We start from the raw sequence: 25,961 nt of genomic DNA on the forward strand, positions 1-25,961 counted from the left end.
TTGCCGCAGGGGCGTTCGCGCAAGACTCTGCAACTTTTGGCAGTAAATTATACAGGGCCTCGGACCTTTCGTCGCTTTGGCGTAACATGGCTAAACCAGTATTCTGCACAGCAGAAAGAGTATGGGGGATTCCTTAAGATGACAACAAGTGACGCAGTGGACCATGGTACTTCTCCGGAACACATTGAACGGCTTAAGGAAAATCTGGAGCGTGTAGAGCAGCTCTCGCAGAAACTGATCGAAATTATGGCAAGTAAGAAAGGCCATCACCCCGGATTGGATGGTCCGAATCAAGATCTTTTTGCACGTGCAGCAACGTCGTACTGGGCTGAAATCCTGCAAAACCCCGCAAAACTGATGGAGCAACAGGTGGAGTTCTGGGGCAAATCGGTGCTCAACTTTGCCGAAGCGCAACAGATTCTGGCAGCGCAGGAGGTTGAAATCCCGGAGGCCGATCGCGTGGAGGATCGCCGCTTTGGAAATCCGATGTGGGAAAAGAACCCCTATTTTCACTATGTGAAGCAACAATATCTGACCAATGCTCAGACCATTCGCACAGCGGTTGAAGGGGTCGAAGATCTGTCTCCTATTGATCGCCGTCGGCTCAGTTATTTTTCGGATCAGATAATCAACATGATGGCACCGACCAACTTTCTGCCTACCAACCCGGATGCGCTGGAAAAGGCGCTAGCGACCGAGGGGCAATCGCTTGTCGACGGGCTGCAGAACCTGGTGGATGATCTGGAAGCCAATAATGGCGAGCTGGTGGTGCGTCTGGCGGATGAAAGCGCCTTTGAGATCGGGCGCAACATCGGCACAACCCCGGGCGAGGTTGTGTTTCGCAACCGAATGATGGAGATGATCCAGTATCGCCCTACCACAGAAACCGTGCATGAAACCCCCATCGTGCTGTTTCCGCCCTGGATCAACAAATTCTATATTCTTGATCTCAAGGCGCAAAACAGTCTGATCAAATGGGTGACCGAGCAGGGCTACACCCTGTTTGTGGTCTCTTGGATCAACCCCAATGGCGATTACGCAGATGTGGGGCTGGAAGAATACGTCGAAGAAGGTTTCCTGACGGCAATCAACAAGGCCAAGGAGATCTGCGCGGTCAAACAGGTCAATGCCATCGGCTATTGCATCGCAGGCACCACGCTAAGCCTGACCTTGGCGCTGATGAAAAAACGTGGCGATAAATCGGTAAAGTCGGCCACGCTGTTTACCGCGCTGACGGATTTTTCCGATCAGGGGGATTTTACGCCCTTTCTGCAGAATGATTTTGTCGATGCCATCGTCGAAGAGATCGGCGAAGACGGTATTCTGCCCTCTTACATCATGGCGCGAACCTTTTCCTATCTGCGGGCCAATGATCTTGTCTATGGGCCGGCCATTCGCAGTTATATGCTGGGGGAAACCCCGCCGGCCTTTGATTTGCTTTACTGGAACGGTGATGGTGCCAATCTGCCGGGGAAGATGGCGCAGCAGTATCTGCGCCGCCTCTGTCAGGCCAATGAATTTGCTACCGACGGGTTTGAACTGTTTGGCGAGACATTGCATTTACGGGATGTGGATATTCCGCTGATGGCCGTGACCTGCGAGACAGATCACATTGCCCGCTGGAGCGATTGTTATCGCGGGGTGCAGGCCATGGGCGGGCGCAGCAAGACCTTTGTGGTCTCCCAGTCGGGCCATATCGCGGGGATCATCAATCCGCCCAGCCGCAACAAATATGGTCATTACACCAATGACGACCTCAAGCTGTCGCCCGAAGCCTGGATGGAGGGCGCGGCCTTTCACGAAGGATCCTGGTGGCCCCGTTGGGAAGCCTGGCTGAAAAAGCGTTCTGGCAAGCAGGTGCCCGCGCGGGAACCGGGTGATTCGAACAATCCTCCGCTAGAACCGGCACCGGGCAGCTATGTGCTGCGTCGGGCAAGTGTTTGATTTCCTTTGGCCTGTGAAGTTTTTCTGCATCGCAGCATGAAAAAACTTGAAATGCTGCGATGCAGAAAGTATATTGTCCTCATGCTGAAACGCGGGATGGTCCCGAGTTGGCAACGTAAGGAACCAGTTCAATGGCTAAGACCCAAGATTTTACCGCTATGATGAAAGACATGATGGGCGCATTTCCGGTGGATACCTCCGCTATGGAAGATGTCTTCAAAAACACTGCCGCACTGAATGAAAAGCTGAGCGCTGTTGTTCTTGGTGCTGCTGAGCAGTCCTCTGAGATCTCCAGCAAGTGGACAAAAGACGCCCTGGCCAAAATGTCCGGCGTTTCCAAAGTACAAAGCGACCCTGCTGAATACGCAAAATCCGCCACCGATTTCGCAAGTGCCTCTGCTGAGGTTGCTGCTGAGAACCTGGCAGCTTTTGCTGAAGTCGCAAAAAAGGCGCAGATGGAAACCGTTGAACTGCTGATGTCCGCCGGTAAGGACATGGGCGAAGAAGCAACTGCCGCTGTCCAAAAGGCCACCACCGAGGTGACCGCTGCTGCGAAAAAAGCCGCTGCAAAATAAGCAGACGCAAGGCTGAGCACCAAGCGCGGGATCAACACGCCTCCTCCCTGATGTTGAACCTATGCCACGGTGTTGAAAAAGGACAGATCCCCGGGATCTGTCCTTTTTTGTACGGCCAGGCCTTGCTGTGATAGCGCTCGTTCACGCCCTGGCAGGGCAGCAGGTCAAAAGGCCGCCTGGGTGAAATCCGCGACTTCGGGGTGCCAGCCGCAGCTTTGCCGGATCTTTTCCGCCCGCATCTGCTGGTCCAGGGTGGGGCCCTCGGCCCAGGCACCATATTTGAACATGACATATTTGCGGTTGCGCACCAGATAGGCCCCATCATGAGGGTGGCGTGTCAGGATTTCTGCCAGGATGTCGCGCACGGGTATACCGGATTGTGCCGCCACGTTGAAATGGCCGGTCAGCGCTGCTTGCTCGGCCAGCATGCGATAGGCGCGGGCCAGGTCGCGGCGGTGCACCAGCGGCCAGCGGGTGTGAATGCTGCCCCAGACTTCGAGTGGCAGACCTGCGGCGGCTTGGTCCAGCATTCGGGCAAATACCCCGCCACCATCTTTGTGATAGACCATGGCAGGGTGGACCACTGCGCAGTTCAGGTTGGGATCCTTGAGCAAAAGACTGGCAGAGTCCTGCATCCAGGAAAAGGCCGGAATGGGGCGCTGTGGGCTGGTCTCGCAGGCCATGTGGTCGCCGGTTTCACCATAGAGCCAGCAACCCCCAGTATAGATCACCCGCAGCGGCTGATTGCTGGGCCGCGCCCTGGCTTCCGCCCGCAGGCAGGCCACTGCGGCGGCATCCACCACCGCCATATCCGTGCCAAATGTGCTGGCAAGCTGGATGACAACATCCACCCCGGCAAGTGCGGCCTGCCAACTGCTTGGCGCCCGCAGGTCCCCGCGCCAGGGCTGGCCGCCAAGCTCTGATAGCTTTCGCGCCGAGACTTCAGAGCGGCAGAGGCCAATAACCTGGTGGTGATGCGCCACCAGATCTGCGGTGACGGCGCTACCAATGGAGCCGGTGCCCCCAAGGATCAGAATTTTCACATTATCCCTCCTGTGCTCTGAGGGGGTCCTTGTAAAACCTCAAGTCGGGTTTAGCTCAAGCGAAATCTGCAGGTTATTTCATGGTACTTGAAATTCAGGTAAGGTGGTGGAACCATTCTGCAGGCTTTTCTTTTGTTCTGCACTCGCATAGGCTTTTCTGCGATGCATCATGTCCGGGGAGGGACAGTATGGCCGACCAGGAAAAAGCCCTGCTGATCAAGCGTTACGCCAGTCGGCGTTTGTACAACACTGAGACCAGCGACTATGTCACGCTTGAAGATATTGCGGGGTTCATTCGGGAAGGGCGTGAAGTCCAGATCGTGGATTTGAAATCTGGTGACGATCTGACGCGCCAATATCTGCTGCAGATCATTGCCGAGCATGAAAGCCGTGGGGAAAACATCCTGCCGGTCAATGTGCTGAATGATCTGGTACGCAGCTATATGCAGCCCGGTGGCGGGGTTATGCCGCAATTCCTGCAGGCCTCTTTCGATATGCTGCGCGACAGCCAATCGCAGATGGTGGAAAATATGTCAGCGATGAATCCGATGGCGCAGATACCCGGTTTTGACGCGATGAAGGCCCAGCAAGAGGCTTTCTTGAAGGCCATGACCTCTGGCCTGCCCGGCGGTGTCGGCGGTTGGGGCGCTGCAGCCGAAGAGACAAGCGCCAAAGACAAGGGCGAGGGCGAGGATCTGGATGCAATCAAGCGCCAGCTGTCAGAGCTGCAGGAAAAGCTGTCCAAATTGAAGTAGCGGTACCCGCTGGGACCAGCTGCAGACCGGATCGGTACTGACAGCAGGCTCGGGGATAGACAATTAAGCGGCACCTCCAGAGGGGGCGGCGCTTTTTTTTGTTGTCTGGCTTTGATACGGGCCGAGCCTAGGCTGCGGCGCGCTCCATGGTAGAGGTGACGGCTGTCACCAGAATATCCGCCACGAGATCCAATTCTGACTGGGTGAGGCGGACCGGCAGGCGCACGTCACAGGCCTGCATCAGCATGGCGCGGGTCTGTGGCAATTCTGGCAGGTCCTGAATGAACTGCCAGTTCCAAAAGGCGCGGGCATTGTCTGCGGAGCGGCCAAAGATCTGCACCTTGACGCCGGCCTGGGCCGTGGCTTCGGAAAAGGCGGTGATTTGCTCTGCTGTCATCCCCACCAGATTGAACTGGATCGAATCCGGCGCCCGCTGTTCGGGGGCTAGGGGGGCAGGTACATTAAAATAGGGCGAGGCATTCAGCTGCGCTGCGACATAGTCGTGGTTTTTCAAGCCGTCTGTCACCCGGTGGGCCAGCTCGGGCAGTTGCGGGCGAATGACCACGGCGGATAGATTGCTCATCCGCAGATTATACAGTGGCAGCTGGTTCTGCCATTTAGCAAAGGCATCAGCCAGATCTGTACTATTGTCGCCCATTGGGCCTTTGTGCTTTTTCCAGTTGTGTTCATAGGCACCAGACATGATGACGGCGCGGGCCACCAGATCAGCATCATCGGTGATAAGTATGCCACCTTCGCCGGCATTGATCATCTTGTAGGACTGGAAGGAAAAGCAGCCAATCTTGCCCAAAGTTCCGATATTGCGACCATTCCAGGTGGTGCCCAGCGAATGGGCTGCATCCTCGATCACCGGGATGTTGCGCGTCTCACAGAGCGCCAGAATGGCATCCATGTCGGAGGTATGGCCGCGCATATGGCTGATGATGACCGCCTGAATGTCGCTATCCAGCCGGGCTTTGAAATCCGCCAGATCAATGCGGTAGTTGTCGCCTACCTCGCACAGGACGGGCAGACAATCGGCGTGGAGCACGGCAGAGGGCACAGCGGCAAAGGTAAAGCCAGGGATCAAAACCCGTGCATCGCGTGGCAGGTCCAACGCTTTGAGAGAGAGAAACAAGGCCGCCGAACAGGAGGAAACCGCCAGCGCATATTTGCTGCCCAGAAGGCTGGCAAATTCTTGCTCCAACAAGGCAACCGGGGCATTTTCCGGTGCGGTGTAGCGAAACAGATCGCCAGATTGCATCAGCGCATCAATTGCCTCGCGGGCTGCTGCGGGGATCGGTTCCGCTGCATGAACATTGGGGGCCTGAGTCATATTTCAAATTCCTGAATTATGGATTTGATAAATATAAAACAATTGGCACCTTCTGCCAAGTCGCAGATGGAGTATGTCGGCGGCTTTTGGTGAAATTTCACAAATCTGTTGCGCAGGGACGCGCCCCTGGCGGGGGTGTTGGGACGCAAGGCGGGGGCAAAACCGGGCACAGGGGCGAAAATACCCCCTCCAGCGGCGCGAAAGGGGGCATATCCAAAGTCAGAGATTTGGCAAATGAACAGAAGCGGCCTGTGGTTAGATGCCGATCCGGTCGCGCAGCGCATACCAGCTCATGGCGAGGGCCAGCAGCGGCGAGCGCATGGTAGGGCCGCCAGGGAAACTGGGCGCTGGAACCTTTGCCATGGTGTTAAACCCTTCGGCCTCTCCCTGGATTGCATGGGCCATCAGCTGCCCGGCGTGGACGGCGGTGCCGACGCCATGGCCGGAATAGCCCGAGGCCGACAGCACATTGGCGCTGAGCCGTGCCAGATAGGGCATACGCTTCATGGTGATCCCAAGGGTGCCGCCCCAAGCATAGTCGACTCGGACATTTTTTAGATGCGGAAAGATCTGGGTCATGGGCTTGCGCACCACGGCCTCGATATCGGCGGGAAAACGATAGCCGTAACTTTCACCGCCACCAAAGAGCAACCGTTTGTCATGGCTGAGCCGGAAGTAGTTGACCACGAACCGGCCATCGGCCACGGCGATGTCGCGGCTCAGCACCCTGGCGGCATCATCGCCCAAGGGTTCGGTTGCGACAACAAAGTTGTTGATCGGCATGACCTTGCTGGCGACCTGGCGGTTCAGCCCGCCAAGATAGCCATTGCAGGCCAGGATCAGGTGATCGGCGCGCAGGTTGCCGGTGGCGGTTTTTACCCGCACCTCGGCGCCTTCGCTGATCTCCAGCACTTCGCTTTGTTCGTGCAGGGTGGCCCCGGCTGCGGCGGCCGCGCGGGCCAGACCAAGGGCAAGATTCAGCGGATGCAGATGGCCAGCGCCATGGTCCAGAATGCCGCCCTTGTAGTCGGGTGAGGGGCAGATTTCCTGGCAGGCCTCGTCTGATAAAAGGTCAATCTGATCATAGCCATAGCGATCTTGCAGGTGACGGCCATAGTCATGCAGATGGGCGACATCCTTGGCGTTGGAGGCGGTCCAGGCAACGCCTGGGCGTAGGTGGCAATCGATCTGATGCTTGGCAATCAGCGACTTTACCAGATCCTTGGCGTCCTCGCCCAATTGCCACAGCTTTTGCGCATCCGGCATTCCGACAAAGCTCTCCAGGCCTTCCTGATCCAGGCGCTGACCACTGCCCAGCTGGCCACCATTGCGCCCCGAGGCACCAAAGCCCACCCGGTGGGCCTCAAGCAGGACAACCTTCATCCCGGCTTCGGCCAAGTGTAGCGCGGCCGACAAGCCGGTAAAGCCACCGCCGATGATGCAGACATCGGCGCGCTGGTCGCCCTGCAGCGGCGCAAATGGCGCTTGCAGTGTTGCTGTCGCCGCATACCAACTGGTGGGGTAGCGACCTTTTTGATCGTTGGAATGCAGCAGATTCAAAGCCATTGTGTCACTCTCTTGTCAGCTGTCTTTAGGTCCCTTTTGCCGCGCCTGCCCTGGGCTGGGCAGGGATATTTGACGGCGATGCCTGCTGGGCAAACGGGGGGGCGGGAAGCGGCGCGGGTCAGATATGGCCTTAGACGTTCATCAGCAGATGCTCGCGCTCCCAGGGGGAGATAACCTGCAGGAACTCTTCGTATTCGGCCCGTTTCACGATGCTGTAGACACGGGCAAAATCAGGGCCGAGCACCTCGTGCAGTTTGGTGGCTTCGTCAAACAGATCCAGCGCACTGCCCATGACATTGGGAATATCGCCTTCGCCTTCATAGGCGTTGCCTTTGAACTGCGCGTCTGGCTTTTGCTGTTCCAGCAGGCCAAGATAACCACAGGCCAGCGAGACAGCGATCCCAAGATAGGGGTTGCAGTCCATCCCGGCAAGGCGGTTTTCCACCCGCCGCGCCGCAGGGCTGGACAGTGGAATGCGAATGCCGGTGGTGCGGTTGTCACGCGCCCATTCCAGATTGATCGGGGCGGCGTGGTCTTTCACATAGCGCCGGTAGGAATTCACATAGGGGGCCATCACCGCAATCCCGGAAGGCAGGTGGTTCTGCAACCCGGCGATAAAGTGGAAAAAGGCATCCGTTTCACTGTCGTCTTCGGCTGAAAAGATGTTCTTGCCAGTTTTCAGATCCAGCACCGAATGGTGAATATGCATCGCCGAGCCGGGTTCATTCTCGATCGGCTTGGCCATAAAGGTGGCAAAGCAGTCATGGCGCAGGGCGGCTTCGCGGATCAGCCGCTTGAAGTAAAAGACCTCATCCGCCAGCTTGACCGGGTCGCCGTGCAGCAGGTTGATTTCCAGCTGGCCTGCGCCGCCTTCCTGGGTGATGCCGTCGATCTCAAATCCCTGGGCCTCGGCAAAGTCGTAGATATCGTCGATCACGGGCCCAAATTCATCCACCGCAGTCATCGAATAGGCCTGTCGCGCCGCGGCCGGGCGACCAGAGCGCCCCATCATCGGTTCGATCTTTTTGCCCGGATCAATGTTGCGTGCGACCAGGAAGAATTCCATCTCAGGCGCGACAACTGGCTGCCAGCCCTTGTCATGATAGAGCTGCACCACGCGTTTCAACACATTGCGCGGGCTATAGGGGATCGGCGCGCCGTCACGGTCCAGCGCATCATGGATCACCTGCAGCGTCCAGTCCCCTGTCCAGGGGGCGGCGGTTGCGGTGGACATATCGGGATGCAGCGTCATGTCCTTTTCGATCCAGCCGTCATCATCGGCGGCCTCGGCCCAATCTCCGGTAATGGTCTGATAAAAGATGCTGTCCGGCAGGTGAAAGAAATCCTGCTTGGCGAATTTGGATGCCGGTACCGCCTTACCCCGGGCGATACCGGGGAGGTCCGAGATAACGCATTCAACTTCGTCGAGACGACGGCCCTCCAGATAGGTTCTTGCCGCTTCGGGAAGGTCGTCAATCCAGGATGACATTAAGTCCTCTCTTTCTTCATAAAATCTGCGAGGAAGGTTGCGATTTCGGGGGCGTCTACAGCGGTGTCGAGACCTTGGCGGGCCTGATCAAGCAATGCGTCGGGCACCACGCCGCGACCGCGCTTTTCGATCAACCCGCCGGTGAAGGCATTGCTGAATTCGGGATGTGGCTGCAGGGTCCAGATATGGTCACCATAGGCCAGGATGCCGTTTTCACAAAAGGCATTGCCAGCCAGAACGCGGGCTTCGGCCGGGCGTTCGATCACCTGATCCTGATGCCAGGCATTCAGGGTTACGGGTTTGCCATCCTGTTCATAGGTGACATGGCCCACCGCCCAGCCACCGTCAAATTTGGCCACCTTGCCACCCAGAGCCTGGGCAATGATCTGATGACCAAAGCAGATCCCGGCAAGCGGTTGCTGCCTGGCGTGAATGTCACGGATCAGATCTTCCAGCGGGGGGATCCAGGCGTGATCTTCATAGGCCCCATGTCGGGAGCCAGTGATGATCCAACCCTCTGCCGCCAGCGCATCCTTGGGGAATTGCCCATCCACAACCGCAAAGGTTTCAAAGGCAAAGCCGTGGCCCGCCAAAAGGTCGCAAAACATCTGGTCATAGTCGCCTGCCTCTTGGATAAGATCCTCGGGGGCGTGGCCGGTTTGCAAGATGCCGATTTTCATAGTTCACCAGATTTGATCAAAATATAAAGCCCAAAGCGCCATGCTCCTGGCTGGCTGATGTCATACCGCTTCCAGCCAGCTGAGCCAACGTTTCTCTGGCGGCAGGGCCGCAAAGCCGGCGAGTTCCTGTCGCTTGGTCATTGTCAGGTTGCGGATCATCATCTTTGGTAGGATCCGTGCCATCAGCGGGTCTTGTTCGAATAGGGAAATGGCGCTTTGCCAATCCCCAGCCAGCTGCGGAAGATCGGGAATATCGTAGATATTGCCACATGATGCAGGCGGCGGCACCAGGGCGTCTTCGATGCCCAGCAGGGCGGCGCCAAGTACAACTGATAGCATCAGATAGGGGTTGATATCGCCCCCGGCGGTCCGGTGTTCGATGCGCCGTGCCTTTGGGCTGCCGCCGGGAATGCGGATTGCGGCGGTGCGGTTTTCGTAGGCCCAGGCGGCGCTGGTTGGCGCATGGGCACCGGGCACCAGCCGCGCATATGAATTGCCATGCGGAGCAAAGATCAGGGTGCTGGCTGGCATGGCGGCCAGACAGCCCGCCACGGCCTGGTGCAACAGCTCCGATCCCTGCTCCGAGCCATCATCAAAGACGTTGTTGCCGTCTCTGTCGACCACCGAAAAATGCACATGCATGCCATTGCCGGCTTCGTCCTCATAGGGCTTGGCCATAAAGGTGGCAGCCAGGTCGTGCTTGCGTGCAAGTCCTTTTACCAGCGCCTTAAACAGCCAGGCGTCATCAGCGGCGCGAAGCGCATCCTGATGGTTGAGGTTGATTTCAAACTGCCCCAGACCGGCCTCTGAAATAGCGGATTGGGCGGGGATGCCCATCTCTTCTGCACCGTTGTAAAGATCAGTGAAAAAGGCATCAAAAGCGTCCAGTTCTTCGACCGATAGCACCGATTGCTGCACCAGTTTGCGCCCGGTGTGGGGGTGCGCTGGGGGGGCAGGTTGGGGACCGCTGTCATCAACCAGATTGAATTCCATTTCAGTGGCGGCCATCACCTGCCAGCCACGTGCGGTGTAGCGTTCCAGCACCTGGGCGAGCACCTGCCGGGGGTCACCCAGAAAAGGCGCACCCGCTTCGGTTTCCATCACCATTGGCACAAGCGCCGAAGGGGTCGCAAGCCAGGGCATCGGCACCGGCCCCCGCGAGGAGGGTTTGAGAATGCCATCGGCATCACCGGTTTCAAACACCAGCGGGCTGTCTTCGATGTCACGGCCCCAGATATCGACGTTCAAGGCAGAGAGCGGCATTCTGGCCGCGCCCGTGGCCAGCTTGGCCATCTGCGAGGCAGGCATCCGTTTGCCACGCATCTGCCCGTTCAGATCGCAGGCGGCGATGCGGATGGTTTTCAGCTGTGACAGATCCATGATCGGCTCTCCTTGATCGCTATGTCAGTGTTGTACTGCAGGATGGCGAATGAGCCAAGGAAATTTGATCAAAAGTTTCATTGCCTGCCTGATTTTCGCCGAAGTTTGCATAAAAATAGGCCCCAGAGGGGCCCATTTTTCTTGCAGTTATTTGATCTTTTAGCGAATGAGGTTCGGTTTGAACTTTAGCTTTGGGCGCTTGCTCTGGGGCAGATGGCGATTCAGCCATGTGTTGACCCGGCCAAAGACGGCGATGATCACCAGGGTTAGCAGGATGAAATAGAAGGCCAGGATCGGGTAGGGCACAAAGGGATTGAAGGTCTTGTCGGCGAAATAATTCGCATAGTACAGCGCATCGCCCTTTTGTTGCCAGGCGGGAAAGCCGGAAAAGAACACCAGGGTGGTGGCATGGAACAGAAAGATCGCCTCGTTGGTATAGGCGGGCCAGGCCAGACGCATCATTGTGGGCCATTCGATGCGCCGGAAACGTGTCCAGCCGGATAGCCCATAGGCATCGGCCGCCTCGATATCGCCCTTGGGGATCGACCGCAGCGCACCATAGAGGATCTCTGCGGAATAGGCAGCTGTGTTCAGGAACAATACGATCAATGCTCCGGCCCAGGCCGAAGACAGCGGGTTGAAGATGCTTGAAACGCTTTTCAGGCTGAGGAACAGGAAATAGGCAAAGAAGAACTGGATAAACAGCGGCGAACCGCGGAACAGAAAGATAAACCATTCAGCCGGTTTGCGCGCCCAGGCCGATTTGGAATTCTTGCCAAGCGCCAGAAAATTGGCAAGGACAAACCCGGTGGTCACGGCAATGACGCCAAAGTAGATGTTCCACAACAGCCCCGATCCGATCAGGGTGAACTGTTCACACAGGGTGAAATCGCTGCGCGGCAACAGGCGTTCGCCATAGCCAAAGGCGCGAAAGGCATAGTCTTGTAGAGTTTGATAGCAGCTCATGCGGCTTTCCTTTGCGCTTCACCATCCACGGTGGCTTGGCCATGGGCCAGGCGGGTGGTGATCCGGTCCAAGACCAGTTCCGAAACACGGGTAAAGACCAGATAAAACACCAAGAGCCCCAGAAAATACCACATGCGCCAGTCTGGATGCGGATAGGCGGTGAATTTGGCGGTTTTGGAGCCGCCAAGCTCGCGGGCCCAAAAGACGATGTCTTCGACGCCGAGCAGGAACAAGAGCGGCGTTGCCTTGATCAGTACCATCCACAGGTTTGACAGGCCGGGCAGGGCATAGGTCCACATCTGCGGCACCAGAATACGCCAAAAGGTCTGCCGATGGCTTAGCCCATAGGCCGCGGCGGTTTCGATCTGGGCATGCGGAACAGCCTGCATCGCCCCAAACAGCACATTGGCGGCAAAGGCACCAAAGACGATGGCAAAGGTCAGCACCGCCAGGCTAAACCCATAGGCTTCATGCAGCCACTGCGGTGCATCCCCAAGCGGCATCTTGGCGATGCTGCAGACAAGGAAATCACTGCCCTGGCGAATGGGTTCATCCCAGTCGGGGCATTTTACCTTGTGGCGCAGGTATTCGATGCCCTGATCCAGCGCGATGACGAAGAACAGAAAAAAGGCGATATCCGGCACACCGCGCACGACCGATATATAGATCTTGCCGAGCCAAGAAAGCGGGGTAAACCGCGCCCGAGCCGCCATAGCACCGCCAAACCCAAAGAGCAGGGCCGCAGGTGCCGTCACCGCCAGTAACAGCAAGACGGTGCCAAAGGACATGTAGAAAGCAAGATGCTTTCCGGTGGTCAGGTAGCAGCTATACCACTGGATACCCTCCAGCGTGGCCGGGTCAGAGCAAAAGGAAAAAATGGTGAACCTCGTCGGGATCGGGACCGGAGACAAGAAACAAGGCTGTCTGGTCAGGGGCAAAGGGGGCTGCCGCCCCCTTTATTGATCAATGGGGAGGCGTGTTTCAGAACTTGCCTTCGATTTCCCATTTGTCGAGCATCGTGTTCAACGTGCCGTCTTCTTTCATCGAAGCAATCGCGGCGTCGAACTTGGCAATGACGTCGGTGTCGGACTGACGGAAGGCCATGCCGATACCATCACCGAGGAATACGTCGTCGCCAACAAACTGCAGCTCGGTTTCGCTAACGATGGGCAGCAGGAAGTCTTTGTCGGCCATGACGGCGTCGACTTCACCTGAATTTACTGCAGCAATGGTTTCATCCGGTGTGGGGAATTCAACCAGGGTCGCACCGGTGCCGGCAACATGCGACGACTGAATGGTGGAGGCCTGAGCCGCGATCACGGCGGCCCCAAGATCAACGTCAGCCGAAAGCGCCGCAAAGGCAGAAGGCGATGGGCGCGTGTAGCCTTGGGTGAACTGCACAACTTCCTTGCGCTCTGGGGTGATCGACATGCCGGCGATGATGGCATCGTAGTTGCCCGACAGCAGGTTGGGAATGATCGAATCCCAGTCATTGGTAACCCACTCGCAGGTCAGCTCGGCGCGTTTGCACAGCTCGTCGCCCAGCTCGCGCTCAAACCCGTCAACTTCGCCATTGTCGTTGAGAAAATTATAGGGAGGGTAGGCGCCTTCGGTGCCAAGACGCACGGTGTCGGCCAGGCCCATGCTGGCGGTCAGCGCCAGGGCTGCGGTGCTCAGAATAAGTGATTTCATTGTGTTACTCCCAGTTTTTTGATTGGTATTTTGGTGTCTTGTCGTGGTCTTATCCGGTGGTTTTCTCTGCTTCAGGCGCGCGCGCCCTAGGTCAAAGCCCGAATGTGGTGTGTCGGCCTATCTGTTGCGCGCACTTCGGCTTGGCGACAGGAAACCGCGCAGTCGTTCCGATTGTGTGCTGCCAAACACCGCGTCCGGTGGGCCCTGTTCTTCGATCAGGCCTTGATGCAGGAACACAACCGAATCAGAAACATCCGCCGCCAGGTTCATGTCATGTGTCACGATCATCATGGTCCGTCCCTCAGCGGCAAGGTCCTTGATGACCTTGATGACTTCCTGCTCCAGCTCGGGGTCCAGCGCCGATGTGGGTTCGTCAAACAGCAGCGCCTCTGGCTCCATGCACAGCGCCCGCGCGATGGCGGCGCGCTGTTGTTGCCCCCCGGAAAGCTGCGCCGGATAGGCATCGCATTTGTCGCCAATTCCAACCTTGTCCAGATAGGCGCGGGCCGAGGCCTCGACGGCGGCTGGCTCCAGTCCCAAAACGGTTACCGGGGCCTCCATCACATTTTGCAAAATGGACATATGAGCCCAGAGGTTAAACTGCTGAAAGACCATCGACAGATTGGTGCGTATGCGCAGCACTTGCTTGGGGTCGCAGGGGCGGCGTGCCAGCCCGGTTCCGCTCCATCTGATAGGCTCTCCCTTGAACAGGATCTCGCCCTCCTGGCTGTTTTCCAGCAGGTTGCAGCAGCGCAAAAGGGTTGATTTACCCGACCCGGAAGAGCCGATCAGCGACACAACATCACCGCGGTTTGCAGTGATACTGACACCTTTGATGACCTCCAACTCGCCATAGGATTTATGCAGGTCGCGGATCTCGAGTACAGGTGTCGAATTGGTCAAAGCGGTTTCGCCCGATTAAGAAAAACTGGTTCTAAATGGACCGAAAAAATGGCTAAATGCAACGCTAAAACCGGAAGCTTTGGGCTTGAACATGCGAAGCGGGTGAAAAAACGGTCAAATCGGAAGGCGCGGCGGCCTAGCTGCGAGCGGCGATCTTTAGCCCTGTCAGCACGGGCCCCGGAGGGGTTGGGACAGAGAGATATTCACTCATTGGAATCTGCAAGATTCCCGTCAGATGCAGCGCTGCCCGTGTCGACGGGTCAAGGTCTTCGATCGCATCGGCGATGGCCTGATAGATCTGCACCGGATCCTGCGAGAGCGCAGTAATAAAGGGCAGGCCTGGGGTTGGGGCTGTCCGTTCAAAGACACAGAGCTGGTCGGCGAAAGCGTCGTATTTCTGGATCAGTTCCCAAGACAGGATATCCAGCGCGGCAAAGTCTGCGCGCCCCTCGGCAACCGCCAGGGCCGAGGCCCGGTGGCCGCCGGTCTCGACCAGTTCCCCCGGCAGAATGCCAAGATCCTGCATATGGATCAGGGGCGCGGCCCAGCCCGATTGCGACAGGCCGTCATTATAGGCAAAGCGGGCACGATCAAAGTCTTTCAGCCGTGGCAGCGGCGTCGCGGTCTTGGCAACAAAGACACTGCGATAGTATCCCGGCGGGCAGTCGGGCAGACCGTAGTCCGGGGTGCCTACCAGATCGACCTCGCCATAAAGCCGGGTGCGAAACGGGCACCCACAGGTCTGAGCCAAGAGTAGATCTGGCGCATTCCAGGCCTCCCAGGGGTCGATGTCCCGGTTCAGGGCCTCTGGTGGTTTTTCTGGTCCCAGATCAAGGTTGTTGCGAATGGCGGCCCAGAACAGATCATTGGCCTCTGCGGTTTCTGGCCTGTCATACATGCCGAGATAGGCGATCATATAGTGGTTTCCGCCCGCTTGCGGGCCTGGGCGCTGTCGATATCGCTGACGCCAAGCAGGTTTGCCGACAACCGCATGAGGGCGTCTTCGCCTTGGTCGCGGCGGCCATCCGCCAGCACCACCTGCCACAGGGCCTCTACCACGCCGATACGATCTTCATAGGCGACGGCCTCTTTGATGGCGCGAGTGAAGCGGACGGTATCAGGGGCCTCTGCCTCCATGGCTTCGGCCTGTTCGCGCAACAGGATCGCGCCACCTATGTCCTGGCCATAACGGGTGCAGATGATACGGTCGATACGGTCTTTTTCGACTTCTGAGTAATTGTGATCAGACCGGGCAATTCGCACCAAGAGCGCAGTCAGAGCCAGACGCGCGCCTTCATCGTTCAGCGGGGCTGGGGCCGGGGTCAGCAGGTGGGCAAGTAATTCCTTGAACATTACTCTTCTGTCTCCCGCTTGGCGGCAAGTTTCGCCATGGCCTTGCTGCGTGCCGCCTCGTTATCGGCGAAGGACAATCCCATGGCCTTGTAAGCCTCTTCGATGATGCGCACTTCGCCTTCATGTTCGTTGTGATCGGCCAGCACCACCTCCCAAAGGGCATCGAGCGCGGCAAGCCGTTCATCCAGACCTGTGGTTTCACGGATCAGTCGGCCAAAGGTATCGGTTTCTGGCGCCGCCGAGTGCAGTTTTTCGCAGGTGGCACGCACCTTTGCAGCCTCAATCGCGTCGTGCTGGTACAGCCGCGACAGGATGCGATCAATCAGGCTGATCTCTTCAAGTTTATATTCGCGATCAGACTGCGCCACCCGCACCAGCAGGGCGCCCAGGGCCAATTCCGCGTCGGGGTCAGGCAGGGCTGGCGGATCGGTGGGCCGAAAGGCCTGAAAGAACTTCTTGAGCATGCTTGGATACTCCATCTCTCTGAGCGTCGGTAGTTGCAGTCGTATGTTGCAGGGCCGACTGTTATGAACCTTTGGGGCAGGCTGCGCAACGGGTCCGATCGGCGCGGCGCATGTGCTGTAGGCCAAGACGCCGGGCCGGTTTTCCGGGCACGGCCCCAGCCAGTCTGTGGCTAGCCGCCATAGCCTTCGATAATTGCCATATCGCCGTTGGCAACCGGATCCCGCAGCGCCTTGGCATCTTGGTAGGCGACACTATCATAGCAGGATTTTGCAGTTTCGAAATCTTTGAATTCAATCACCACGGTCCGCGAACGCATGGTCCCTTCGCGGATCTCCTTGGTGCCGCCTCGCACCAGAAACCGGGCACCATATTCAGCGAAAGGTGCGGCATTGGCGGCAATGTAGTCTTTGTAGCGCTCCATATTGTCAACATCGACATGTGCCACCCAATAGGCCTTTGGCATTTTGTGAGCTCCTTCAATATATTGGTGCCAAGCTGATACAGAACCACCGCAAAGGCAATGCTGCGCGGGCAGGGAATTTCCCCGTAAGCAAATGATCTTGCCACGAGTTATTGCAAAACCCGGCCCGTTGGCCAAGGGAAAACACCCAAGGCTGTGACGGTGGCAGGAACGCGAGTAACAAAAACGCCCGCGCAAAGGCGGGCGTTTGAGGCAGCGACAGACCGGGGTGCGGCCGATCCTGGCGGGTCAGCCGATCTCTTGCAGGCGCGCCAGGGCGTCTTTGATCTTGGCTTCTTCCTCTTCGCGCAGAGCCAGGTTTTCGCGGGCTTCTGCCACCACCTCTTCGGGGGCCGAGGCAGCGAATTTGGGGTTTTTCAACCGCCCACGCAACCCGCCCAGTTCCTTGGTCAATTTGCCGAGGTTCTTTTCCTGACGTGCCTTTTCTGCTGCAACATCAATGATATCGGCCAGTGGCAGCGCAAAGGATGCCCCCGGAGCCGCGATTGAAATACAGCCCTTGGGCAGGTCCTTTGCCTGCGTCAGGCTTTCAATGCGGGCCTTGTTCAGGATCAGCTCTGCATTGCGATCCCAATAGCCCTGGGCCGCGGCGTCCATTTCGGTGACCAGCATCGGCACGATGGAACCCGACGGCACGTTCAGCTGCGAGCGGGCCGAGCGCACATTGCCAATCACCGCGATGACCCAGTTCATTTCGGCCTCGGCCTCGGCATCTACCAGATCGGCGGCGCGGTAGCTCGGCCAGGCGGCATGGGCCAGCATCTTGGAGGCTTCGCCCATCTTGACGCCGCGCCCTTCGGTGGCATTCCACAGCTCTTCGGTGACAAAGGGCATGATCGGGTGCATCAGGATCAGCGCCTGATCAATCGCCCAGGCAAAGGTGGCGCGGGTTTCTTCCTTGGCGGCCGCATCATCGCCCTGGAATACCGGCTTGGTGAATTCCAGATAGCGGTCGCAGAAGGTGTTCCAGAAGGTGGCATAGATCGCATTGGCGGCGTCATTGAAGCGGAAGCTTTCAAACCCGGCCTGCACATCGTCGCGCAGCTTGGCAATTTCGCCAATGATCCAACGGTTGAGCGGCAGGGTCGCCTTGGGCGGCGTTGCATCACGGGTAAAGCTGAAGGCATCAATCTGACTGTCGCCATAGGAGCAGGCCTGCCAGATCTTGGTGACAAAGTTGCGATAGCCCTCGATCCGCTTCATGTCGAGCTTCAGGACACCACCAAGCGAGGCCATCGCCGCATTGGTAAAGCGCAGCGCATCGGCGCCGTATTCGTCAATGATTTCCAGTGGGTCGACGACGTTGCCAGTGGATTTGGACATCTTCTTACCCTTGGCGTCACGCACGAGGCCATGCAGGTAGACGGTGTCGAATGGAATGCGTTCCTTGACCGGCAGGTCCTGATCCAGAACCGCCAACTGCATCATCATCATCCGCGCAACCCAGAAGAACAGGATGTCCTGCCCGGTCACCAATGTGGAGGTCGGGAAATACTTCGAGGTGTCCTCGGTCCATTCCGGCCAGCCCAGGGTGCCGATCGGCCAGAGGCCGGAGGAGAACCAGGTGTCCAGCACGTCGGGGTCGCGGGTAAGTTCAACGTAGAGCGTTCCAGCAGTCCCTTTTTCTAGGTCAGCGACCCAACCGGTCTCAACATTGGCAACGGCTTCCACGCGCCGTCCTGCGTCGTCTGGACTCAGGTGCTGCCCACCAACGTTTTCACATCGAATATCTAGCTGATGATCTGGATACTCTTTCTTGTAAAAGTTGCGGGCACTTTCAATCGCTTCAGCTTCAGTGGGCGCGCAGAATTGGTTGCCTGCTTGGTCAAACCAGACCGGGATCTGGTGGCCCCACCAGAGCTGACGCGAGATGCACCAGGGCTCGATGTTTTCCAGCCAGTGGTAATAGGTCTTTTCGCCAGACTCCGGCAGGATCTTGACGGTGCCGTCTTTCACCGCCTCCAGTGCGGGGCCGACGATTTTTTCGGCGTCAACAAACCACTGGTCGGTCAGCATTGGCTCGATTACCACTTTGGAGCGGTCGCCAAAGGGCTGCATGATCGGCTTGCTCTCGACATAGGGCAGGGTCTCGGTGACCTCGCTCTCATTGCCGTCTTCATCCTTCACTACCTTGGTGACGGTCTGCATCACGGCAAGGCCTTCGGCGGTGATATCTGCCACCACGCGTTTGCGGGCCTCAAACCGGTCCAGCCCGCGATATTCTTCCGGCACCAGGTTCATTGCGGCGATGCTGGCCTCGGTGAACTCAGCCTCGCCATTGGCGATGGCCTGGGCTGTGGCGGCCTCTTTCACATAGGGGGCACCATCGGCACGCATATGGGCCTTGGTGTCCATCAGGTTGTACATCGGAATGCCGCCGCGTTTGGCAACCTGATAGTCGTTGAAGTCATGGGCACCGGTGATCTTCACCGCGCCAGAGCCAAAGTCCTTGTCGGGGTACTCATCAGTGATGATCGGGATCAGGCGGCGCTGCGCCTTGGGACCGACGGGGATTTCGCACAGCATGCCAACGATGGGCGCATAGCGTTCATCCGAGGGGTGCACCGCAACCGCGCCATCGCCCAGCATGGTTTCGGGGCGGGTGGTGGCGATGGAGATATAGTCGCGTGTCTCCTCCAGCGTGACGTTCCCGTCTTCATCCTTTTCGATGTAGGTATAGGTCGCCCCCCCCGCGAGTGGATACTTAAAGTGCCACATATGGCCGGGGGTCTCGATATTCTCGACTTCCAGATCCGAGATCGCGGTTTCAAAATGCGGGTCCCAGTTGACCAGCCGCTTGCCGCGATAGATCAGGCCCTTGTTGTACATCTCCACAAAGACCTTGATCACGGCGTCGTGGAAGTTGGGCGAGTTCTCATGCCCCGTGCGCGTATCACCGGAAGCGCCCGCCATGGTGAAGGCGGTGCGGTCAAAATCGCACGACGCACCAAGGCGTTTCAGCTGTTCGATGATGGTGCCGCCCGACTGTTCTTTCCATTCCCAGATTTTGGCAAGGAAATCAGGGCGTGCAAAATCGGTGCGTTTCTTGCCCTCTTTGGCCAGCTCGCGTTCCACCACCATCTGCGTCGCAATCCCGGCGTGGTCGGTGCCCGGCTGCCACAGGGTGTCAAACCCCTGCATCCGCTTCCAGCGGATCAGGATATCTTGCAGCGTGTTGTTGAAGGCATGGCCCATGTGCAGCACCCCAGTCACATTGGGGGGCGGGATCATGATGCAATAGGTCGAGGCCTCAGGCTTGGCATTGGCGCCTGCCTTGAAACAGCCAGCCTCTTCCCAGGCCTTGTAAAGGCGGCTTTCAGCTGTGGCCGCGTCGAATGTCTTGTCCAGTGCCATGTGGGTCGTCCTGCGTCGATTGAATTCGGGGTTGCTGCCTCCAATAACGAATGGGGGGGCAAAGGGAAAGGGACCGCGCAAACCAGCCTGAAAAATCCGGCAGCGGAGGTGCAGGGGAGGCGGCGCCTAAGGGCAGGCTAGAGGCTGCGATCCAGCTTGGTGGCCAGGTGGATCAGGCTTTCGGAGGAGCGCACGCCTCGGGCCTCGCCGATCCGGTCGATGGTTTCGTCCAGTGCGGTGGTGGTCTGGGCAACCACCTGGGCCAAAAGATCAAACCGGCCCGATGTGGTGTGCACCACCTCGACCCCCAAAAGGCTGCGCAGGCGCGACAGTACCTCGGGACCAGAGCGCGGCTCGATCGAGATCAGCACCGTGGCCTGTAGGGGCGCGCGCTCAACCGCGGATTGGCGCAGCGTATAGCCTGCGATGACACCGCTGCGTTCCAGCCGTTCGATGCGTGCCTGCACCGTGGTACGCGCCAGTCCCAGGGCGCGGCCCAGTTCCGCCACCGGGCGACGGGCGTTTTCACGCAAGAGGGCCAATAACTGCTGGTCTGTTTCGTCGGTTTTCATGTTTTTGCCTGCGATCTGGCGAAATGTTTCGTCACTTTAGGCAAACTGCCGGGTGAAAGCGATGCAAAATCAGCGCAAAATATTCAAAACAATAGAGGCTTTCCCGATGCAGCAGATTTCCCCGCTTTGGCTTGATCCTGAAACTCATCTAGCGCGCCGCCAGCCGGATCACCCGATCCTGTATTTTGCCCCCCAGGTGCTGCACCAGACGGCAAAGCGGTTTATGGCGGGCTTTGACGGGTTGGTGACCTATGCGGTTAAGGCCAATCCGCACCCGGCTGTATTGTCTAATCTGGTGGCGGCGGGGCTCAACGCTTTTGATGTGGCCTCCCCCGGCGAGATGGCAGCGGTCCGTGCAGCCAGCCCTGATGCGGTGCTGCACTACAATAATCCGATGCGCTCTGAGGCCGAGATCGCGGCCGGTATCGCCTATGACGTGACCAGCTGGTCGGTGGATGAGCTGTCCGAGCTGGAAAAGCTGGATGCGGTGCCGCGGGATCGCGAAATCGCGGTGCGCTTTGCACTGCCTGTGGGGGGGGCTGCCTATGATTTTGGCAGCAAATTTGGCGCTGCCCCACAAGAGGCTATCGCCTTGTTGCAGCAGGTCGCGGCCGAGGGCTGGACCCCGGCGCTGTGCTTTCACCCCGGCACCCAATGTGAGGATGCGGCGGCCTGGGTTGAATATATCCACGCCGCCAAACGCATTATTGACGAGGCGGGGGTCCCTGTTGCCCGGCTGAATGTTGGCGGTGGCTTTGCGGCCAACCGCGATGGGATTGCACCAGATTTGGAGGCCGTTTTTACCGCCATTCGCGCCGCCACAGCCGCAGCCTTTGGAAGGGACGCGCCGCAGCTGATCTGCGAGCCGGGACGGGCGATGGTGTCAGAGGCTTTTACCCTGGCTGCACGGATCAAAGGCCTGCGCCGGGACGGTGAGGTGGTTTTCCTCAATGACGGGATTTATGGCGGGCTGGTCGACATCCGCGACATGGGGCTGCCGGGGCGGGTCGCCGTGGTCAGCGCCCAGGGCGAACACCGCTGCGCCCCGGTGCGCCCAAGGGTGATCTTTGGCCCAACCTGCGACAGCTTGGACCGTTTGCCGGATGGCCTGGCCCTGCCGACAGACAGCCAGATGGGCGATTATGTGCTGTTTCCTGGGCTTGGCGCCTATTCCTCGGCCATGAGTACGCAATTCAACGGCTATGGGCTGTCTGACGTGGCGACGGTGATTGAGCTCTCTGGACAAGCGCGCCACTAAGGCTAAGGTCCCCTGAAAGCACGAGTAAGCGCGAACAGGGGGCGAGCATGGACAAATTTGGAAAAAGTCAGCCGGTCAAACGGGTCGAAGATGTTCGGTTTCTGACCGGGCATGGGCGTTATATCGAAGACTGCGCCCCGGCGGAGGCGTTGCGGGCCTGGGTTCTGCGCAGTCCGGTTGCCCATGGGGTGATCTCGACCCTGGATCTGGAGGAGGCCCGCGCCGCCGAGGGGGTGCATATGGTGCTGACCCTCGCGGACCTTAAGGCGGCGGGGCTGACCACCACCATGGATGCCACCGTGGTCAAGAATCGCGACGACAGCGACGGCGCCGCACCTGAACGCCATATGCTGGCTGACGGGCGCGTGCGCTTTGTCGGGGAGCCCATCGCCGTTGTCATTGCAGAGACCCTGGATCAGGCCCGTGATGCGGGTGAGCTTATTGAGCTGGACATTGACGATCTGCCGGTCAAGCTGGACCTGCAGGCTGGTGGTGAACCGCTGCACCCGGAGGTGCCAACCAACAGCGCCTTTGATTGGGGCATGGGGGATGAGGCCGCAACACAAGCGGCCTTTGAGGCGGCAGCCCATACCGTGTCGCTTCAGGTTGAAGACAACCGCATTATCGTCAATGCCATGGAACCACGGGGCTGTTTTGCGACCTGGGACGAGGGGCGTTTGCATTTCACCTATGGCGGGCAGGGCGTCTGGGGCACCAAAAGCCAGCTGGCGGCCAAGCTGCATTTGGCAGAGGAGGACGTGCATGTGGTGACGCCGGATGTCGGCGGTGGCTTTGGCATGAAGGCGATGACCTATCCGGAGTATTTTGTCGTCGCCCATGCTGCCAAGACGCTGGAGAAACCGGTGTTCTGGATGTCGGACCGTACCGAGGCAATGCTCAGCGACAACGGCGGGCGCGATCTTACCTCACTGGCAGAGCTGGCCTTTGACGCGGATCTCAAGATCACTGCCTACCGGGTGCAGACCCGCTGCAACCTTGGCGCCTATAATTCGCAGTTTGGCCAGCCCATTCAGACCCAGCTGTTCAGCCGGGTCTTGGCCGGGGTCTATGATATCAAAACAGCCTGGCTGCAGGTGGAAGGCATCTATACCAATACGACGCAGGTGGATGCCTATCGCGGCGCTGGGCGTCCCGAGGCGATTTATGTGCTGGAACGGGTGATGGACCGCGCCGCGCGGGAACTGGGGGTTGACCCGCTTGAACTGCACCGTCGCAACTTTATTGCGCCGGGTAATTTCCCCTATGCCACGGTAACCGGCGAAAGCTACGATGTTGGGGATTTTGGCATGATCCTGACACGCGCTGAAGAAGAAGCTGATATTGCAGGGTTTGCGGCCCGTCGTGCTGCCGATGCCGAGGCCGGGAAACTGCGTGGTCTTGGCCTGTGTTACTATATTGAAAGTATTTTGGGCGACCCTTCCGAAGGTGCAGAAGTCGAATTTCTGGAGGATGGCGGGGTGAATATCTACGTGGGCACGCAAAGCAACGGGCAGGGGCATGAAACTGTCTATGCCCAGTTCCTTGCGGATCAGACGGGTATTCCGGCCGACAAAATCACAACCATTCAGGGCGACAGCGACCGTATTGCCAAGGGCGGCGGTACAGGTGGTTCGCGTTCGGTGACGACACAGGCCAATGCGACACTGGCCACGGTAGAGGTGATGGTTGCGGCTTTTGCACCCTTCCTTGCCGATGAAATGGGGGTCGAGGAAGAGGCTGTCCGCTTTGATGGCGAGACCTTCCGCGCGCCGGGATCCAACCTGACACCATCGTTGCTGGAGGCGGCAGAGATGGCCCGCACGCAGGGGCGCGTTGATTTGCTACGTCACACGGCGCGGGCGCAGCTGCCGGGGCGTTCCTTTCCAAACGGGGCCCATATCGCCGAGGTGGTGATTGATCCTGAAACCGGGGTTTCCGTGGTCGATCGCTACACGGTAGTTGATGATTTTGGCAACCTTATCAACCCGATGTTGGCCGAAGGTCAGGTGCATGGCGGCGTCGTGCAGGGCCTGGGTCAGGCGATGATGGAGCATGTGGTCTATGATGAAGACGGCCAGCTGCTTACTGCAACATTTATGGACTATGCCTTGCCGCGTGCCGCCGATGTGCCCATGATTGACTTTACCTCCGAACCGGTGCCCTCCACCCAGAATCCAATGGGGATGAAGGGCTGTGGCGAGGCGGGCACCGTTGGTGCCCTGGCCGCTGTCGCCAATGCGGTGCAGGATGCCACCTGGGACCAGGGGTTGCGGCAGGTGGATATGCCGTTCACCCCACTGAAACTTTGGGAAGCTTTGAGGAATGGGATTAAAGCAGCTTAGTAAGAACCTGCGCGGATGGCTGGGGCTTGGCTGGCTTGGTCGGCCCCTGCGGTCTGAGCATTCTGGCGAGGCAAAGCTGCGCGGGCCGCAGGCCCATGTGATCATTCTGGATGGCACCATGTCGACACTGGAGCCCGGACAAGAGACCCATGCCGGACGTCTCTATCAGATGTGCCTTGAAATGAGCGGCGAGGTTTCTGTTTTCTATGAGGCGGGCGTGCAGTGGACTGGCTGGGGCAGCGCGCCAGATGTCATGATGGGCCGGGGCATCAACCGGCAAATCCGCCGGGCTTATGGCTATCTTGCGTCGCGCTATCGCCCGGGCGACAGGATCTATCTGATGGGATATTCGCGCGGCGCCTATGCAGTGCGTTCGCTTGGCGGGGTGATCGGCGAGGTTGGCCTGCTCAAGGCAGAACATGCCACCGTGCGCAATATCCGCACGGCCTATCGCCACTATCAACAGGCGGGTTCTCCGCTGGTGGCAGAGGCTTTTCGTGAGGCATATTGCCACTCTGAGACCCAGATCGAAATGATCGGTGTCTGGGATACGGTCAAGGCTCTGGGCCTGCGGCTGCCCTTGCTGTGGCGCTGGGCAAAAAGCCGACATGCCTTTCATAACCACGAATTGGGCGCGCATGTCAAAAATGGCTATCACGCCCTTGCGCTGGACGAGACGCGCAATGTGTTCCAGCCGGTGCTCTGGATCGGTTCGGAGCGCTGGAAGGGGCATTTCGAACAGGTCTGGTTTCACGGCGCACATGGGGATATTGGCGGTCAGCTAGGCGGGTACGAAGAGGCGCGCCCCTTGGCCAATATTTCGCTGGTCTGGATGCTGGAGCGGGCTGAACATTGCGGTTTGCCCCTGCCGCAGGATTGGCGCATGCGCTTTCCGGTGGATCCAAAGGCACCGTCGGTTGGCACCTGGAACGGATGGGGCAAGATCTTTTGGCTGCGGAGCAAACGGCAGGTGGGGCTGGACCCTAGCGAACGTCTGCACCACAGCGTGCGCGATGTTACGCTGCCAAAAAAGCCGACAGGCTGGTTCGCCGGGCAGACTGGAAACGCGCCTTAGAGCATGTCGCTCGAAAGTGGATTCCGGTTTCGAGCTATTCGACATGCGAAATCAATAAACTAGAGCGTGTCGTCTGAATGCGAATGAACGCGACACGCTCTAGCACCGCCCGATCACCTGGCAAACTCTGCACTCTGCACTCTGCACTCTGCATTCTGATCTGCGCTGCCGCAGGCCGCAGCGTACTGGCTGGCGCCTGTCAGGCAATGTGGGCTCAGCTCTTTTTGCCGGTCATATTCATCACAATGCAGGTGGTCGATCCGGTGGCGTAAAGCTTGCCGTCGTCGACGCCGCGCAGTTCCCCATGGGCGACCCCGGTTGAACGGCCAACATGGTCGATAACGCCAATGCAATCCACTGTGGTGCCCAGCGGAACAGAGCGCAGGATATTGATCTTGTATTCCAAGGTTGTATAGGCCGAGCCCTTGGGCACGGCTGTCATCACCGCACAGGCCATGGCGCTGTCCAGCAGGGTGCCGTACCAACCGCCATGCACCGTGCCCATTGGGTTGGTGACCTCAAACCGGGGCGTGCCGCGAAATACCGCGCGCCCTTCGCTAACCTCATGCAGGGTATAGCCCATCAGGGCGCCAATTGGCGGGCCGGGCAGGCGGCCATCCAGAATGCCTTGCATGAACTCCAGCCCCGAAAGCTGAACGATCTGATCCATGGTCGGAAGGTCGGCAGTTGATTTTGCGATCGGCATGGCGTGCCCTCTGTATTTACAGCTGA

General features: G+C 58.6%; 23 protein-coding genes. 6 read left to right on the forward strand and 17 right to left on the reverse strand.

From position 1 onward, the window contains the following. Positions 1–138 precede the first annotated feature (138 nt). Both phaC and LRK71_RS01855 read left to right on the forward strand, forming a co-directional pair. Positions 139–1,944: a class I poly(R)-hydroxyalkanoic acid synthase gene (gene phaC, locus LRK71_RS01850; protein WP_232400671.1), complete on the forward strand. Its 1,806-nt coding sequence runs from the start codon at positions 139–141 to the stop codon at positions 1,942–1,944. 131 nt (positions 1,945–2,075) lie between these two features. Next, positions 2,076–2,519 (forward strand): phasin, PhaP, encoded by a 444-nt coding sequence (locus LRK71_RS01855; RefSeq protein WP_232400673.1) that lies wholly within the window; start codon positions 2,076–2,078, stop codon positions 2,517–2,519. 164 nt (positions 2,520–2,683) lie between these two features. On the opposite strand, the gene LRK71_RS01860 is transcribed toward LRK71_RS01855, so the two are convergent. Beyond that, the gene (locus tag LRK71_RS01860; protein ID WP_232400675.1) at positions 2,684–3,562 is read right to left on the reverse strand and encodes an NAD-dependent epimerase/dehydratase family protein; all 879 of its coding nucleotides are present in this window, start codon (positions 3,560–3,562) and stop codon (positions 2,684–2,686) included. A gap of 188 nt (positions 3,563–3,750) precedes the next feature. On the opposite strand from LRK71_RS01860, the gene phaR reads away from it, so the two are divergent. Continuing rightward, entirely contained in the window at positions 3,751–4,317 is a 567-nt protein-coding gene (gene phaR / locus LRK71_RS01865) for a polyhydroxyalkanoate synthesis repressor PhaR (protein WP_232400677.1), read from the forward strand. 127 nt (positions 4,318–4,444) lie between these two features. On the opposite strand, the gene LRK71_RS01870 is transcribed toward phaR, so the two are convergent. The 15 genes from LRK71_RS01870 to LRK71_RS01940 all read right to left on the reverse strand — a co-directional run bounded on the left by LRK71_RS01870 (position 4,445) and on the right by LRK71_RS01940 (position 20,554). Next, positions 4,445–5,653 carry a DegT/DnrJ/EryC1/StrS family aminotransferase gene (locus LRK71_RS01870; protein WP_232400680.1) on the reverse strand — a complete coding sequence of 403 codons (1,209 nt, stop codon included), beginning with the start codon at positions 5,651–5,653 and terminating at the stop codon, positions 4,445–4,447. A gap of 255 nt (positions 5,654–5,908) precedes the next feature. After that, positions 5,909–7,219 (reverse strand): NAD(P)/FAD-dependent oxidoreductase, encoded by a 1,311-nt coding sequence (locus tag LRK71_RS01875; RefSeq protein ID WP_232400682.1) that lies wholly within the window; start codon positions 7,217–7,219, stop codon positions 5,909–5,911. 130 nt (positions 7,220–7,349) lie between these two features. Beyond that, a complete protein-coding gene (locus tag LRK71_RS01880) occupies positions 7,350–8,708 on the reverse strand; it encodes a glutamine synthetase family protein (RefSeq protein WP_232400683.1) in 1,359 nt (452 codons plus the stop codon). Next, on the reverse strand, positions 8,708–9,388 hold the full coding sequence (locus LRK71_RS01885; RefSeq protein ID WP_232400686.1) for a type 1 glutamine amidotransferase: 681 nt from the start codon (positions 9,386–9,388) through the stop codon (positions 8,708–8,710). Before LRK71_RS01885 ends, LRK71_RS01880 begins: the two co-directional genes overlap by 1 nt. A 60-nt stretch (positions 9,389–9,448) precedes the next feature. After that, positions 9,449–10,768, reverse strand: a complete 1,320-nt coding sequence (locus LRK71_RS01890; RefSeq protein WP_232400687.1) for a glutamine synthetase family protein — start codon at positions 10,766–10,768, stop codon at positions 9,449–9,451. A 159-nt stretch (positions 10,769–10,927) separates the two neighbouring features. Further along, complete coding sequence (locus tag LRK71_RS01895) at positions 10,928–11,734, reverse strand: ABC transporter permease (RefSeq protein WP_232400688.1); 807 nt, start codon at positions 11,732–11,734, stop codon at positions 10,928–10,930. After that, positions 11,731–12,612, reverse strand: a complete 882-nt coding sequence (locus LRK71_RS01900; protein ID WP_232401131.1) for an ABC transporter permease — start codon at positions 12,610–12,612, stop codon at positions 11,731–11,733. The genes LRK71_RS01895 and LRK71_RS01900 overlap by 4 nt, the downstream gene beginning before the upstream one ends. Before the next feature lie 103 nt (positions 12,613–12,715). Further along, positions 12,716–13,426: a transporter substrate-binding domain-containing protein gene (locus LRK71_RS01905; RefSeq protein ID WP_232400689.1), complete on the reverse strand. Its 711-nt coding sequence runs from the start codon at positions 13,424–13,426 to the stop codon at positions 12,716–12,718. Positions 13,427–13,543: 117 nt separating this feature from the next. Beyond that, positions 13,544–14,329 (reverse strand): ABC transporter ATP-binding protein, encoded by a 786-nt coding sequence (locus LRK71_RS01910; RefSeq protein WP_232400690.1) that lies wholly within the window; start codon positions 14,327–14,329, stop codon positions 13,544–13,546. A gap of 136 nt (positions 14,330–14,465) precedes the next feature. After that, positions 14,466–15,245 (reverse strand): phosphate/phosphite/phosphonate ABC transporter substrate-binding protein, encoded by a 780-nt coding sequence (locus LRK71_RS01915; RefSeq protein ID WP_232400691.1) that lies wholly within the window; start codon positions 15,243–15,245, stop codon positions 14,466–14,468. Continuing rightward, entirely contained in the window at positions 15,242–15,682 is a 441-nt protein-coding gene (locus LRK71_RS01920; protein WP_232400692.1) for a tellurite resistance TerB family protein, read from the reverse strand. The genes LRK71_RS01915 and LRK71_RS01920 overlap by 4 nt, the downstream gene beginning before the upstream one ends. Continuing rightward, positions 15,682–16,146 carry a tellurite resistance TerB family protein gene (locus LRK71_RS01925; protein ID WP_232400693.1) on the reverse strand — a complete coding sequence of 155 codons (465 nt, stop codon included), beginning with the start codon at positions 16,144–16,146 and terminating at the stop codon, positions 15,682–15,684. Before LRK71_RS01925 ends, LRK71_RS01920 begins: the two co-directional genes overlap by 1 nt. A gap of 170 nt (positions 16,147–16,316) precedes the next feature. Continuing rightward, a complete protein-coding gene (locus LRK71_RS01930; protein WP_232400694.1) occupies positions 16,317–16,610 on the reverse strand; it encodes a DUF1330 domain-containing protein in 294 nt (97 codons plus the stop codon). Positions 16,611–16,856: 246 nt separating this feature from the next. Next, a complete protein-coding gene (locus LRK71_RS01935) occupies positions 16,857–19,982 on the reverse strand; it encodes a valine--tRNA ligase (RefSeq protein ID WP_232400695.1) in 3,126 nt (1,041 codons plus the stop codon). Positions 19,983–20,119: 137 nt separating this feature from the next. Continuing rightward, on the reverse strand, positions 20,120–20,554 hold the full coding sequence (locus LRK71_RS01940; RefSeq protein WP_232400697.1) for an Lrp/AsnC family transcriptional regulator: 435 nt from the start codon (positions 20,552–20,554) through the stop codon (positions 20,120–20,122). 106 nt (positions 20,555–20,660) lie between these two features. Between LRK71_RS01940 and LRK71_RS01945 the strand changes: the two genes are divergently transcribed. The 3 genes from LRK71_RS01945 to LRK71_RS01955 are packed head-to-tail and all read left to right on the forward strand — an operon-like array spanning position 20,661 to position 25,229. Next, positions 20,661–21,812 carry a type III PLP-dependent enzyme gene (locus tag LRK71_RS01945; RefSeq protein ID WP_232400699.1) on the forward strand — a complete coding sequence of 384 codons (1,152 nt, stop codon included), beginning with the start codon at positions 20,661–20,663 and terminating at the stop codon, positions 21,810–21,812. A gap of 47 nt (positions 21,813–21,859) precedes the next feature. Beyond that, positions 21,860–24,154, forward strand: a complete 2,295-nt coding sequence (locus LRK71_RS01950; RefSeq protein WP_232400701.1) for a xanthine dehydrogenase family protein molybdopterin-binding subunit — start codon at positions 21,860–21,862, stop codon at positions 24,152–24,154. Continuing rightward, positions 24,135–25,229, forward strand: a complete 1,095-nt coding sequence (locus LRK71_RS01955) for a T6SS phospholipase effector Tle1-like catalytic domain-containing protein (protein ID WP_232400703.1) — start codon at positions 24,135–24,137, stop codon at positions 25,227–25,229. Before LRK71_RS01950 ends, LRK71_RS01955 begins: the two co-directional genes overlap by 20 nt. 214 nt (positions 25,230–25,443) lie before the next feature. Here LRK71_RS01955 and LRK71_RS01960 read toward each other — a convergent pair whose 3' ends face one another. Then, positions 25,444–25,935: a PaaI family thioesterase gene (locus LRK71_RS01960; RefSeq protein ID WP_232400705.1), complete on the reverse strand. Its 492-nt coding sequence runs from the start codon at positions 25,933–25,935 to the stop codon at positions 25,444–25,446. Between the last annotated feature and the right edge of the window lie 26 nt (positions 25,936–25,961).

Origin of the sequence: Pseudophaeobacter flagellatus, from assembly GCF_021228235.1 — a bacterium.
GTDB lineage: Bacteria > Pseudomonadota > Alphaproteobacteria > Rhodobacterales > Rhodobacteraceae > Pseudophaeobacter > Pseudophaeobacter flagellatus.